Source organism: Thermomonas paludicola, assembly GCF_024498955.1.
Lineage (GTDB): Bacteria > Pseudomonadota > Gammaproteobacteria > Xanthomonadales > Xanthomonadaceae > Thermomonas > Thermomonas paludicola.
Map to the genome: position 1 here is coordinate 31,210 of NZ_CP093311.1, position 13,170 is coordinate 44,379.

Sequence of the window (13,170 nt, forward strand, 5' to 3'; positions counted from 1 at the left end):
CCTGCGCGGATTAGACTTTGCGGCATTGCCGACCAGAGGGTAACCCGATGAGCCAGTGGTATCTGCACAACACCGCCAGCAACCAGCGCAGCGGTCCGATGGACGTGGATGCGGCGCGCGCGCAGGCGGCGGCCAATCCCGCGCTGCTGGCGTGGAAGGAGGGGATGGGCGACTGGCTGCCGGCGCGCAACATCGCCGAGCTGGTGGACGGCGTGCCGGGCGATCCGGCCGGCGGTCCGCCGCCGCCGCCGCGCAACGGCGGCAAGGGCCGCAGCGACGAGATCGACTTCCGCATCCACGGCCAGGAGATGCAGTTCGTCGAGATCGAACTCGATCCGGGCGAATCCGCCATCGCCGAAGCGGGCGCATTGATGTTCAAGGACGCCGCGGTGCAGATGGACACCGTGTTCGGCGATGCGTCGGCGGCCAGTCAAGGCAGCGGCCTGATGGGCAAGCTGTTGTCGGCGGGCAAGCGCGTGATCACCGGCGAGAGCCTGTTCACCACCGTGTTCACCCACGGCGGCAGCGGCAAGGCCAAGGTGGCATTCGCCGCGCCCTACCCGGGCACGGTGCTGGCCATGAAACTGGATGAACACGGGGGGCAGATCATCTGCCAGAAGGACAGTTTCCTGGCCGGCGCGCGCGGCGTGCAGATGGGCATTTACTTCCAGCGCAAGATCCTGACCGGCCTGTTCGGCGGCGAGGGTTTCATCATGCAGAAACTGGAGGGCGACGGCTGGGTGTTCATCCATGCGGGCGGCTGCGTGGTGGAGCGCACCCTGGCCGCGGGCGAGCGCATCGACGTGGACACCGGCTGCGTGGTCGGCTTCCACGCCAGCGTCAACATGGACGTGCGCCCGGTCGCCGGCCTGAAGTCGATGTTCTTCGGCGGCGAAGGCGTGTTCCTGGCCACGTTGACCGGCCCGGGCAAGGTCTGGCTGCAATCGCTGCCGTTCTCGCGCCTGGCCGGGCGCATGCTGGCGGCGGCGCCGCAGAAGGGCGGCAGCCGCGGCGAAGGCTCCGTGCTGGGCGGGCTGGGCCGGATCCTGGACGGCGACAACAACTTCTGAGGCGGTGCGCGTCGGTCAGATCTCGACCGGCGCGCCCAGCTCCACCTGGCGGGTGCCGGGAATGCGGAAGAAATCGCTGGCCGGCGCGGCGTTGCGGTGCAGGAAGGCGAACAGCCGGTCGCGCCACAGCGGCATGCCGTGGCGCGGGCGTGCCACCAGCGATTCACGGCTGGTGAAGTAGGTGGTGTCCATCGGGTCGAAGCAGGCCTGGCCGAGATCGGCGGCCGCCATCAGCGCCACCGGGATGTCCGGCGTCTCCATGAAGCCGTAGCGCAGGGTGGCGCGATGGAAGCCGTCGGCGACGGCATGCAGTGACAGCCGTTCGCTGGCCGGCACGTAGGGCACCTGGCAGGTTTCCACCGTCAGCAGCACGTTGCGCGCGTGCAGCACCTTGTTGTGCTTGAGGTTGTGCAGCAGCGCCTTGGGCACCAGGTCGGTCTGCGAGGCCAGGAACACCGCGGTGCCGGGCACGCGGGTAGGCGGTGCCAGCAGCAGCGCCTGCACGAACCCCTCGAGCTGGATGCCGTCCCGGTGCAGCTGGTCGTGGAGCAGCTGGCGGCCGCGGCGCCACGTCCGCAGCAGCGTGAACAGCGCCGCGCCGAGCAGCAGCGGGAACCAGGCGCCGTCCATGAACTTCACCAGGTTGGCGCCGAGGAAGGCGAGGTCCACCACCAGGAACAGCGCCAGCAGGCCCCAGAACAGCGCGGCCGGGAACGGCGGTCGCCGCCGCAGCGCCACGGCCAGCAGCACGGTGGTGATCAGCATGGTGCCGACCACCGACACGCCGTAGGCGGTGGCCAGCGCGGTGGAGCTGCCGAAGCCCACCACGGTCATCAGCGTGCCCAGCATCAGCAGGGTGTTGATGGTCGGCATGTAGACCTGACCGATCGCCAGGCGCGAGGTATGGAGGATGCGCATGCGCGGCAGGTAGCCGAGCTGGATCGCTTGCCGGGCCGCGGAGTAGCCGCCGCTGATGACGGCCTGCGAGGCGATGATGGTGGCGGCGGTGGCCAACCCGATCATTGGATAGAGGGCCCAAGACGGCACGCCGAGGTAGAACGGATTCTCGATGGCGCGCGGATCCGCGAGCAGCAGCACGCCCTGGCCGAAGTAGTTGGTGACCAGCGCCGGCAGCGCCACGCAGGTCCAGCCGATCTGGATCGCGCGCCGCCCGAAGTGCCCCATGTCCGCCGCCAGCGCCTCGCCGCCGGTGACGGCCAGCACCACCGCGCCCAGCACGAACAGGCCATGCGCGCCGTGGGTGGCGAAGAAGCGCACGGCCCAGGCCGGATTCAATGCCTCCAGCACCGCCGGATTGCGCAGGATGTTGTGCACGCCGATGACGGCCAGCGCGATGAACCAGAGCACGATGACCGGGCCGAAGGCCTTGCCCACCCGGTCGGTGCCGAAGCGCTGGGTGGCGAACAGCGCCACCAGCACCAGCAGCGTGGTCGGCACCACGACGCGCTCCAGCGCGGGGGCCGCCACTTGCAGCCCCTCGACGGCCGAGAGCACCGAGATGGCCGGCGTCAGCACGCCGTCGCCGAAGAACAGCGCCGCGCCGAACACGCCCAGCACGCCGGTGGCGTAGAACGCCTTCGAACCCGGCGATAGGGTGCGCTGCGCCAGCGCGGTGAGGGCCATGATGCCGCCCTCGCCTTCGTTGTCGGCGCGCAGCACCACCAGCACGTACTTGACGGTGATCACCAGCATCAGCGACCAGAACACCAGCGACAGGATGCCCAGCACGGTCGGCAGGTCGGCGGTCAGGCCGTAGTGCGGCGAAAATGCCTCCTTGATGGTGTACAGCGGGCTGGTGCCGATGTCGCCAAAGACCACGCCGATGGCACCGAGCACCAGGGGTGCCAGGCGCCCCTGCGGTTGGGCATGGACGGACGGGGACAATGGGATGGCGGACATGGCAGGTGTGGCGTATCGGAGGGAGGGCCACTGTCCGTCCGGCGGGCGTAACGGCGGAAGCCACCGGAACCGCCGCTCGCGTAAAAGCTGCGTAAATTCTTCGTTGCCGGCAGGCGCGCCATCGCCACTGCCGTGGCCGGCAGGCGACAATCCCGGCATGCCATCGCCCGATGCCCTTGCCCCGGTCCGCCTCGGGCGCTCCCACCCGCCGCTGGCGGGCTACGGCCTGGCGCTGCTGGTGGTGAATGCCGGGCGCGTGGTGACGCAGCCGCAGCTGCTGCGTGAGATCTGGGGCCCGACCCACGCGCACGACACCCACTACCTGCGCATCCTGGTCGGGAAGTTGCGGCAGAAGCTGGGCGACGATGCGGCGGACCCGCGCTGGATCCTGACCGAGCCCGGCGTCGGCCTGCGGCTGCGCACCTGACGCGGCTCGTCGCACCATTCCCGGCTTCGTCGCAAACCGCTTGCCTGCGGGTGGGCGCGCTTGCGAGGGTGATGGTGCTGCCGATGCAGCGCGACCGATGGAGCCGCTTCGTGAAAACCCTGACCGCCCTGTTGCTGTGGTGCCTGTTGCTGGTGCTGTGCTGGCCGCTGGCGCTGCTTGCGCTGGTGCTGTGGCCGCTGGTCTGGCTGGTGTCGCTGCCGTTCCGGCTGGTGGGCATCACATTCTCGGCGCTGTTCGCGTTCCTGCATGCCCTGTTGATGTTGCCGGCGCGGTTGCTGGGGGTGGCGCGCAGTCCGGCGAGTGCCTGACCCGCGTTCGCGGGTGGATTGCGGCGGACGCGCTACCATGCGCGTCCGTCATCGATCCCGGAGCCGACATGGCCGACGACATCCGCAATCAGGTCAGCCGCCCGCAGGCCGAAGAGGCCGTGCGCACCTTGCTGCGCTGGGCCGGCGACGACCCCGCGCGCGAGGGGCTGCTGGATACGCCCAAGCGCGTGGCCGAAGCCTTCGAGGAATGGTTCGGCGGCTATGCACTGGATGCCGATGCCTACCTGACGCGCACCTTCGAGGAGGTGGGCGGCTATGACGAAATGGTGGTGCTGCGCGACATCGACTACGAGAGCCATTGCGAGCATCACATGGCGCCGATCATCGGCAAGGTGCATATCGGCTATCTGCCGGCCGGCAAGGTGGTGGGCATCAGCAAGCTGGCGCGCGTGGTGGAAGCCTATGCCCGGCGTTTCCAGGTGCAGGAAAAAATGACCGCGCAGATCGCCGACTGCATCCAGCGTGCGCTGCAACCGCGCGGCGTGGGTGTGGTGGTGGTGGGCGCGCACGAATGCATGACCACGCGCGGCATCCACAAGCGCGGCGTCAGCATGGTGACCAGCAAGATGCTGGGTAGCTTCCGCGACGATGCGCGCACCCGCAGCGAGTTCCTGAAGTTGATCGAGATGCAAGCCGGGCGCTGAGGCATTGCGCGATAGTTTTATCCGGGTGATAATGGCGTCTTTCAGGAGGTCGCCATGCTGAACCCCTCGCTGCGCTGCACTGCGTTTTCCGGCCCGCATCGGATCGCCGCTGGCGAGTTGCGGCATGTGGCGATGAAGGCCAAGCAGGCCCATGACGCGCACCCGCAGCGGCAAATACTGGTGTTTGAAGATGCGGGCAGCCGGCAGATCGAGCTGCCGCTGGAGCTGCCGACGGTTGACCTGCTGCGGCTGGTCTCGCAGCCGATGCAGGCCGATGCCGCGCCGCCGTCGAAGCCGCGCCGCCCCGGGCGTCCCAAGCTGGGCGTGGTGGCGCGCGAAGTGACCCTGCTGCCGCGCCAGTGGGACTGGCTGGCGGCGCAGCCGGGGGGCGCATCGGTGGCCCTGCGCAGGCTGGTGGACGGTGCCCGCAAGATTTCGGCCGGTGACGACCGCCGGCGTGCCGCACAGGAGACCGCATACCGGTTCATGCAGGCGATTGCCGGCAATGCCGAAGGCTTCGAGGACGCCGCCCGCGCGCTGTTTGCCGGCGATCCGGCCCGCTTCGAAGAAGCCCTGCAGGGCTGGCCCGAAGACGTGCGCGAGCATGCCGCGCTGCTGGCGGCGGATGCCTTCATCGCCTGACCGCGGCATGTCGCAACAAAAGCGCGAACAGGCGCACGCGTGTCGCCACACTCGCCGGCGCGTGCATGGCTTTCGGCATGGGGGCATTGTCGCTGTGGCCAGTAGGATGCGGGTTTGCCCCGCCCTCCGGAGTTGCCGATGAATCGCCGCCTGCTGCCCCTTGCCCTGTCCCTGCTGCTTGCGGGCGGCGCCCATGCCCAGAACCCGGCCAGCGCGATTGCGCCGCCGCAAGACATCCCGTATCCCGGCACCATCAAGCTGGAAGTGGATGCCACCAACCTTGCCCAGCGCATCTTCAGGATCAAGCAAACCATCCCCGCGCAGGCCGGCCCGCTGACCCTGCTGTACCCGATGTGGGTGCCGGGCGGCCACACCCCGCGCAACGCCATCGACAAGCTCGCCGGCATCACCTTCAAGGCCAACGGCCAGACGCTGGAGTGGAAGCGCGACACGCTGGACGTGGCCGCCTTCCATATCGACGTGCCTGCGGGCGCGACCGAAATCACCGCAGAGTTCGATTTCCTCACGCCCACCGGCGCCGGCCAGGGCCGGGTGGTGATGACCCCGAACATGCTCAACCTGCAGTTCCTGTCGGCAGCGCTGTATCCGGCCGGGTACTACACGCACCAGATCATGTTCGACGCCCGCGTGACCTATCCCGCCGGCTGGACCGCATTCACCGCGCTGGACGAAGACGGCCGCAGCGGCAACACCGTGGACTACAAGGCGGTGCCGTTCGACATCCTGGTGGACTCGCCGATTTACGCGGGCCGCTACACCAGGAATATCGACCTCACCCCGGCGGGCAGCACGGTGCCGGTCAAACTGGGCGTGGTGGCCGATGCGGCCAAATATCTGGAAGCCAAGCCGGCGCAGGTGAAGCTGCATCAGGCGATGGTGGAACAAGCGCTGAAGTTGTACGGCGCGCAGCATTACAACCACTACCAGTTCCTGTTCTCGCTGTCGGAGCAAATGGGCGGCAACGGGCTGGAGCACCAGCGCTCCAGCGAGAATGGCGTGGACACCGACTACTTCACCGGCTGGAACGAGAAGACTGGCTTCACCGACCTGCTGGCGCACGAATACACCCACAGCTGGAATGGCAAGTACCGCCGCGGCAAGGACCTGTGGACGCCGAACTTCAACGTGCCGATGCAGGACAGCCTGCTGTGGGTCTATGAGGGCCAAACCCAGTACTGGGGCAACGTGCTGGCCGCGCGCAGCGGCATGCGCCCGCTGCCGGCATCGATCGACGCGCTGGCGCTGGTCGCCGCCACCTACGCCGAGAACCGCCCGGGCCTGAGCTGGCGCAGCGTGCAGGACACCACCAACGACCCGATCATCGCCAGCCGCGCGCCGCGCGCGTACCGCAACTACCAGATGAGCGAGGACTACTACTCCGCCGGGCAGATGATCTGGCTGGAAGCCGACGCGCTGATCCGCAGCAAAACCGGCGGCAAGAAATCGCTGGATGATTTCGCCCGCGCCTTCTTCGGCGTCAACAACGGCGAATGGGAACAGCAGAACACCTACATCTTCGAGGATGTGGTGGCCACGCTCAACGGCGTGATGGCGTACGACTGGGCCACGTTCCTGCGCGCCCGCCTGGATGGCAAGACCGGCCTGACCGGCGGCATCGAGGCGGCCGGCTGGAAGCTGGTGTTCAAGGACACGCCGAATGCCTACGCGAAGGGCGCCTCGCGCGGCGGTGGCGGCGATTTCGTGTATTCGCTGGGCCTGTCGCTGGGCAAGGACGGCAGCGTCGGCGACGTGCGCTGGGACAGCCCGGCCTTCAACGCCGGCATCGGCAGCGGCGCCACGGTGATTGCGGTCAACGGCCAGGCCTATGGCAACGACGTGCTGGAAGACGCGGTGAAAGCCGCGAAGAGCGACAAGGCGCCGATTGAATTGATGCTCAAGGAATTCGACCGCTACCGCACGGTGCAGCTCGACTACCACGGCGGCCTGCGCTACCCGCACCTGGAGCGCATCGAAGGCAAACCGGACCTGCTGACCCCGATCCTGACTGCGCGGAAGTAGGCGCAGGATTGATCTGGCAGCAGGCCGAAAGCGTCAGTCTGTTCCTACAACAGCAACAGCAACGGCAACTGCGACAGAGTGATATTCAAGCCACCAGGGCGCATCTCGGTGCGCGCTGTCCTGTGCCATCGGTTGTCCCGTCATCGATCCGGATTGATGACGGCTCCCGTCAGGGAGATTTCCCGAGCCTTGGCACCTCCAACGGGCCGGCGTCGCCGGGCAGCGTTTGCAGGGTGATGACTTTGCGCCCGGCCTGCGCGCCGGGCGTTGCAGAGGTAGGTGCACGAGGGAAACGGCTTGTCGCGGCGTTTGACCATCGCTTCGTTCGCGCTGTTCGAGAAAATCTTGTGCACCACGGGCGCATCAAAAATGGGCAAGGCTTAGTCTCAACTTCCAAGTGCAACACCCCCATATCGGGGCGTTGCCATGTCCAGAACCTATCACCACCTGGGCGCCGAAGAACGCGCTGTCATCATGCTCGAACGTCAGCATGGCAGCAGTCTGCGCTCCATTGCGCTGCGCATCCAGAACCGTCCGGAACACATCGAAGCCCGCCTGGTCCCCGGCCACTGGGAGGGCGATTTCATCAAGGGCGCCTACAGCCGCTCTGCGGTGGGCGTGCTGGTCGAGCGCAAGACCCGGTTCGTGGTGCTGTGCCGTCCGTGGTCGTCCATTTTATAGGTTATAAAGTCAGATCAGGAATAGCCAGCAGAGATGAAAACAATGAAATTCATCCGCTTCTACGCTTTCTTCCTGTTACTTACGATTGCTCCTTTCCTGGTGCAAGCCGACGTCCCATCGACCCAAAAAGCGCCTCACGATAGCGAAAACAAAACCGAGATGAGTTTCACGAGTGATCAGCAAGCGTGGCTCGCTGCACACCCGGTCATCCGTGTCGGCGTCGATCCAGATTTCGCGCCTTATGAATGGCTCGACAAAAGCGGAAACTACGTAGGAATTGCCGTTGATTACCTGCAGCACCTGGAAAAAGCGATGGGTGTACGTTTTGAAATCGTTCGGGATAAAACCTGGTCAGAATCCCAGGACATGGCCAAGCGAGGCGAACTGGACATGCTGTCCAGCATGGTCAAAACGCCGGAACGGTCGCAATACATGATCTTTACTGAGCCCTATAGAGAAACGCAGTTGATCATTATCGACAACGGGCAAGGCGGTTTCATCGGGGATCTGACGCATCTGACGGGAAAACGTGTTGCGCTGGAAACGGGCTATTTTGCCAAGGAGCTGCTGGAAAAAAACTACCCGAAAATCAACCTCGTATTTGCCGACAACACGTACGACGCCTTGCTCTTGGTGGAAGATGGAAAGGCTGACGCCTACGTAGGAGATGCCGGGGCCGCCAACTATGTCATCAAGAAACACGATCTGTTGAACCTGCGTTTTTCCGGCCAGACGGAATACACCAGCGCGCAAAGCTTCGCCGTTACTAAGAACAATGCAGAGCTGGCCGCAATCCTTAGTAAAATAATGGGCAGCATGTCTAGGGAAGAGTCCGAAGCTATATTCAACCGCTGGCTAGGAATGAGAATTGAACAGGGAATAGAAACGAAAACATTGATTCAGTACGGCGCAGGATTTGCGGCATTATTTCTGCTCTTTGGCTACTGGGTTTTTCGACTTCGGCGTGAAATCGGCTACCGTAAAGCCGCCGAGATGCGTGAGCATTCTCGCAACAGCATTCTGGAAATGCTTGCCAAGGCAGCGCCCTTGCCGGCGATCCTTGAAACGATTGAGCGCAGTGTGGAGCAGCAGTATTCAAACTTGCAGTGCCGTATTTCCATGCATGACGCCCAAGCACAGCAGTCGCCGCATACGGCGACAACTGGCGCAGCAACCCACGACACGGCGCCCAGCCCCTCAGGCGTCCGCAGCACGCAAGCAATCCAGGCTGCGTCAGGCGAAATTCTGGGGACTCTGTCGCTTTACAGCCATGCCGCAAACACCATGGTGGTGCCCAAAACAGAGTCGAACATGTTCTCCGACGCAATCCTGATCGAGCAATTCACTCACTTGGCCGGCATTGCCATCGAAAAATGGAATTCTGCTGAAAAACTTCGTCACAGCGAGGCGCACTATCGCCAATTGACCGAAGGAGCCTCCGACATTATCTGGAAAACAGACTCTGATCTACGCGTCACCTATATCAGTCTTGCCGATGAACGACTGCGTGGCTATAGGGCCGACGAGGTCATTGGCCGCCATATTTTTGAAATGTTTACCGAAGAAGGGGTTGCAACGGTTACTGAATTAATGCGTCAGCGACAGGAGGCCGAGCAATGCGGAGTCCCCAGCGGGCCGGTCACCTTCGAGGTCCAACAGCGCTGCAAAGACGGGCGCCTCATATGGGCAGAAGTGCTTTCAAAACCCGAACGTGATGAGCACGGCACGATTGTCGGATTCCACGGCGTTACGCGGGAAACTACCGAACGCAAGCAGATGCAGGATCAGGTGCGTCAACTGGCGTTTTTTGACCCGCTGACCCGCCTGCCCAACCGCCGACTGCTCAATGACCGCCTTGGCCAAGTGATGACGGCCAGCAAACGCAGCGCTTGCCATGGCGCATTGATGATTCTTGATCTGGATAATTTCAAGCACCTCAACGATACACAGGGGCACCTGGTTGGCGATTTGCTATTGATCGAGGTTGCCAGACGACTGACCTGCTGCGTGCGCGCGATGGATACGGTGGCGCGTTTCGGCGGCGATGAATTTGTTGTCCTCCTGAGCGACTTGAATGCCGACGAAAAAGCATCAGCACTACAGGCCCGCCTCGTCGCCGAAAAGATTCGCAGCAGCTTGTCTGAGCCGTATTTACTGACTGTCAAACACCCCGGACAGGCCGATACCATCGTCGAGCATTGCTGCTCGGCAAGTATCGGCGTGGTGATTTTCATCGGCAACGAAAACACTCAGGACGACATGCTCAAGTGGGCCGATGCGGCGATGTATCAAGCCAAAGCAGCTGGACGCAACCTGATCCAGTTATATGACGAAAAACCGGAGTGATCGAACCGCCATGGAAATTGCTTGCTGCTTTCAGCAACGGCTCCGGATGGAGCGCGCAGCGCAACATGGCCGTTGGGTGGGGGGATTACCGCTGGACGGCGAATTTCCGATGAGCGCGTTGAACGATGCCGGACGGACATCGCGGTCAACGGCCAGGCCTATGGCAACGACGTGCTGGAAGACGCGGTGAAAGCCGCGAAGAGCGACAAGGCGCCGATTGAATTGATGCTCAAGGAATTCGACCGCTACCGCACGGTGCAGCTCGACTACCACGGCGGCCTGCGCTACCCGCACCTGGAGCGCATCGAAGGCAAACCGGATCTGCTGACCCCGATCCTGACTGCGCGGAAGTAGGCGCAGCGGGCAAAAAGCGGACGCACAAAGGGGACGGGGGAAATCAAGCCTGCTTGATTCCCTCCGTCCCCCATTGCCTTGTGCGCTTACAACCCCGGCATCGGCAGGGCGTCGGTCTTGTAGATCGCCACGTGCGGCACGCCGTCGGCGCCAATCCAGCCGCGATACATGCCGCCGGTGTTGAACGGGAACGCCACGCTGCCATCCGCGCCCAGCGCAATCGCGCCGCCATCGCCGCCGGCCTTGGGGATGTCGTGGTTGATGACGCCATCGGCTGCTTTCGCGAGCGGCTCGCCGGCCAGGCGCACGCGGGCGCAGATCTCATGCGCAGCAGCGTCGCGGATGTAGAACTCGCCCCAGCCGGTCCCCGACACCGCGCAGCGCGCGTCCGCCCAGGTGCCGGCGCCGATGATCGGTGAATCACCCACGCGGCCATAGCGCTTGTTGGTCATGCCACCCGTCGAGGTCCCCGCCGCCAGGTGGCCCTGCACGTCCAGCGCCAGCGCGCCCACGGTGCCGAAATAGGCCTTGCCCGGCAGCACCAGGGGCGTGTTCGATGCCTGCGCCCGGGCTTCTTCGCGCAGTGCCTGCTGCAGGGCTTTCCAGCGCTTGTCGGTGCGGAAGTAGGACGGATCAACCAGCGCGATGCCCTGCTCCTTGGCGAAGATTTCCGCACCGTCGCCCACCATCATCACGTGCCTGGAGTGATCCATGATCGCGCGCGCCAGCAGGATCGGGTTCTTCACCCGATGCAGGCCCGCCGCTGCCCCGGCCATGCCGCTGGCGCCATCCATCAGCGAGGTGTCCAGCTCGTTCTTGCCGTCGTGGGTGAACACGGCGCCGCGCCCGGCGTTGAACTGCGGTGCATCCTCCAGCACGGTGATCGCGGCGGTCACCGCATCCACCGCCGGCTTGCCTGCGACCAGCCGCGCGTGGCCTGCACGCAGCGCCGCCTCCAGCGCCGCCGTGGCATCGGCTTCCTCGGCGGCGGTCAAATCGCCCGGCTCCACCCCTGCGCCCCCGTGGATGACCAGCGTCGGCGTGTCCAGCACCGCCAGCACGCCATCGCGCACCGTGTAACTGCGATCAAAGGCCGGCTTGTCGATGTCGCCGGAGGGCAAGTGCAGCACGGAATCCTTGTCGGCCCCCAGCGTCCGCACACGATCCAGGTGCATCGCGTGGTCTTCCACCTGCCGGTTCTCGAACCCGCCGCGCACCACCGTCGCGCCTGCACCCGGCGCCGTGGCATATACGTGGCCGGTCCCGTCGCCTTCCACGGCGACGGCCGCGCTTTCGTCCACGCCCAACCCAACCAGCGGGCGCTTGGCCAGTTCCTCGCTCTTGGCCAGGAATGCCACCAGGCGGCCCAGCCGGGCGCGTTCGCTGAAGTGGGTATCGGTGACCACACCTTCCAGCAGGGCGATGTCGAGGAACCCGGTTTCGATGGTATTGCCGTCGCCCAGCGGATCGGCCAGCGCGCGCGGGCTGGTGATGCTGCCGCCATCCATCGCGCCGTACAGGTATTCACCGAGCATTGCCAGGCCGGCGCTGGTGCCGCCCAATGGCTTGCCGGCACGCACGTGCTCGTTCAACGCCTTGGCCACCGGCGTTCCGCGCCAGTAGCGCACATAGCGGGACTGGTCGCCGCCGGCGATGAAGATGCCATCGGCATGCCGCAGCGCGGCCAGGATCTTCGGATCGCTGGCGGCTTCGCGATCCTTGAACACGAAGGTTTCCACCGATTGGATGCCGCCGATCTTGTTGTAGAACTCTTCGCCAATCTGCCCGCCCAGCGATGCACGCAGCACCACGATGTGGCCGTGCCCGGCCTTGCCCATGAACCAATGCATGGCATCGAAGTTGCGGTCGCCGCCGCCCATCAGCAGCAGGCCCGGCGCCACCTTGCCCGGTGTCCTGGCCTGCACGTTGCCAATCACGTAGTGGTCGACATTCGCCGCCAGAACGGAAACCGAGGGCAGTGCCGCAAGCAGTGCCGCCAACATCATCGACCAACCGACCCGACGCTTCATCGTTGTCCATCTCCACAGGTTGACAGTTACCGTTGTTAGACGAATGGGCAGCTGATTTCCCCCGCCGGCGCGCGCTGGATTCGCTATCGTAGGCGCATGCAAGCTGCGCGCGACCACTGGTTCGTCACCGAAGTCCTCGTCCACGAGGCAGCGCTGATGCGTTTCCTGCAGCGTCACTGGCAGCATCGCGATGAACTGCATGACCTGCGCCAGGAACTGTATGCACGCATTTACGAGGCCGCCGCGAAGTCGCTGCCAGCGCAGCCGAAATCCTTCCTGTTCGCCAGCGCACGGCACCTGATGACCGACCGCCTGCGTCGCAGCAAGGTGGTCTCGATCGAACCGATGGGTGATTTCGAGCCTTCGCACGTCTTGGTGGATGAGGTGTCGCCGGAACGCTGGTGCGGTGGCCGGCAGGCGCTGCGGCAACTGTCCGACGCGCTTGACCAGTTGCCCGACCGCTGCCGCGAAGTGGTGTGGCTGCGTCGCGTGCAGGAGTTGTCGCAAAAGGAAGTGGCGTTGCGTTTGGGAATCAGCGAGAAGACCGTGGAAAAGCACATCGCCAAGGGCATGCGTCTGCTGGCCAACGCGCTGTACGCCGGGCAAACCGGTGTGCCTGCGCCGGCCCTGGATGCGGGCGCCGATGCGCAGCTGGCGGACTGAGAC

General features: G+C 64.8%; 10 protein-coding genes and 3 pseudogenes. 10 read left to right on the forward strand and 3 right to left on the reverse strand.

Going from position 1 to position 13,170, the window contains the following annotated elements; translation table 11 throughout:
* The first annotated feature begins 47 nt into the window (after window positions 1-47).
* Window positions 48-1,070 carry a TIGR00266 family protein gene (locus LIW09_RS00160; protein WP_256645983.1) on the forward strand — a complete coding sequence of 341 codons (1,023 nt, stop codon included), beginning with the start codon at window positions 48-50 and terminating at the stop codon, window positions 1,068-1,070.
* Between the two features lie 15 nt (window positions 1,071-1,085).
* Here the strand turns inward: LIW09_RS00160 and LIW09_RS00165 are convergent, their stop codons facing one another.
* A complete protein-coding gene (locus LIW09_RS00165) occupies window positions 1,086-2,990 on the reverse strand; it encodes a potassium transporter Kup (protein WP_256645984.1) in 1,905 nt (634 codons plus the stop codon).
* A gap of 181 nt (window positions 2,991-3,171) precedes the next feature.
* Between LIW09_RS00165 and LIW09_RS00170 the strand changes: the two are divergent.
* The 8 genes and pseudogenes from LIW09_RS00170 to LIW09_RS00205 form a co-directional block, all read left to right on the forward strand.
* Window positions 3,172-3,417: pseudogene (locus tag LIW09_RS00170) on the forward strand (winged helix-turn-helix domain-containing protein); the annotation flags it as partial.
* A 110-nt stretch (window positions 3,418-3,527) separates the two neighbouring features.
* Complete coding sequence (locus LIW09_RS00175) at window positions 3,528-3,746, forward strand: hypothetical protein (RefSeq protein WP_256645985.1); 219 nt, start codon at window positions 3,528-3,530, stop codon at window positions 3,744-3,746.
* 68 nt (window positions 3,747-3,814) lie between these two features.
* Window positions 3,815-4,411: a GTP cyclohydrolase I FolE gene (gene folE, locus LIW09_RS00180; protein WP_256645986.1), complete on the forward strand. Its 597-nt coding sequence runs from the start codon at window positions 3,815-3,817 to the stop codon at window positions 4,409-4,411.
* 54 nt (window positions 4,412-4,465) lie between these two features.
* A complete protein-coding gene (locus LIW09_RS00185) occupies window positions 4,466-5,053 on the forward strand; it encodes a DUF2239 family protein (protein WP_256645987.1) in 588 nt (195 codons plus the stop codon).
* Between the two features lie 138 nt (window positions 5,054-5,191).
* Complete coding sequence (locus LIW09_RS00190; protein WP_256645988.1) at window positions 5,192-7,093, forward strand: M61 family metallopeptidase; 1,902 nt, start codon at window positions 5,192-5,194, stop codon at window positions 7,091-7,093.
* A gap of 522 nt (window positions 7,094-7,615) precedes the next feature.
* A pseudogene (locus LIW09_RS00195) lies at window positions 7,616-7,747 on the forward strand (IS30 family transposase); the annotation flags it as partial.
* 69 nt (window positions 7,748-7,816) lie between these two features.
* Window positions 7,817-10,120, forward strand: a complete 2,304-nt coding sequence (locus LIW09_RS00200) for a diguanylate cyclase domain-containing protein (protein ID WP_256645989.1) — start codon at window positions 7,817-7,819, stop codon at window positions 10,118-10,120.
* 21 nt (window positions 10,121-10,141) lie between these two features.
* Complete coding sequence (locus LIW09_RS00205) at window positions 10,142-10,474, forward strand: hypothetical protein (protein WP_484600479.1); 333 nt, start codon at window positions 10,142-10,144, stop codon at window positions 10,472-10,474.
* Between the two features lie 86 nt (window positions 10,475-10,560).
* Here the strand turns inward: LIW09_RS00205 and LIW09_RS12685 are convergent, their stop codons facing one another.
* Window positions 10,561-11,547, reverse strand: a complete 987-nt coding sequence (locus tag LIW09_RS12685; RefSeq protein ID WP_338064840.1) for an isoaspartyl peptidase/L-asparaginase family protein — start codon at window positions 11,545-11,547, stop codon at window positions 10,561-10,563.
* A gap of 249 nt (window positions 11,548-11,796) precedes the next feature.
* A pseudogene (locus tag LIW09_RS12690) lies at window positions 11,797-12,705 on the reverse strand (cyanophycinase); the annotation flags it as partial.
* On the opposite strand from LIW09_RS12690, the gene LIW09_RS00215 reads away from it, so the two are divergent.
* The gene (locus LIW09_RS00215; RefSeq protein ID WP_256645991.1) at window positions 12,601-13,167 is read left to right on the forward strand and encodes an RNA polymerase sigma factor; all 567 of its coding nucleotides are present in this window, start codon (window positions 12,601-12,603) and stop codon (window positions 13,165-13,167) included. The pseudogene LIW09_RS12690 and the gene LIW09_RS00215 sit on opposite strands and share 105 nt — an antisense overlap.
* The last annotated feature ends 3 nt before the right edge of the window (window positions 13,168-13,170 follow it).

Coding starts and splice junctions, on each gene's coding strand:
- LIW09_RS00165 (WP_256645984.1), bottom strand. CDS start 2,990: ATGTCCGCCATCCCATTGTCCCCGTCCGTCCATGCCCAACCGCAGGGG.
- LIW09_RS00160 (WP_256645983.1), top strand. CDS start 48: ATGAGCCAGTGGTATCTGCACAACACCGCCAGCAACCAGCGCAGCGGT.
- LIW09_RS00215 (WP_256645991.1), top strand. CDS start 12,601: ATGCAAGCTGCGCGCGACCACTGGTTCGTCACCGAAGTCCTCGTCCAC.
- LIW09_RS00190 (WP_256645988.1), top strand. CDS start 5,192: ATGAATCGCCGCCTGCTGCCCCTTGCCCTGTCCCTGCTGCTTGCGGGC.
- folE (WP_256645986.1), top strand. CDS start 3,815: ATGGCCGACGACATCCGCAATCAGGTCAGCCGCCCGCAGGCCGAAGAG.
- LIW09_RS00185 (WP_256645987.1), top strand. CDS start 4,466: ATGCTGAACCCCTCGCTGCGCTGCACTGCGTTTTCCGGCCCGCATCGG.
- LIW09_RS00200 (WP_256645989.1), top strand. CDS start 7,817: ATGAAATTCATCCGCTTCTACGCTTTCTTCCTGTTACTTACGATTGCT.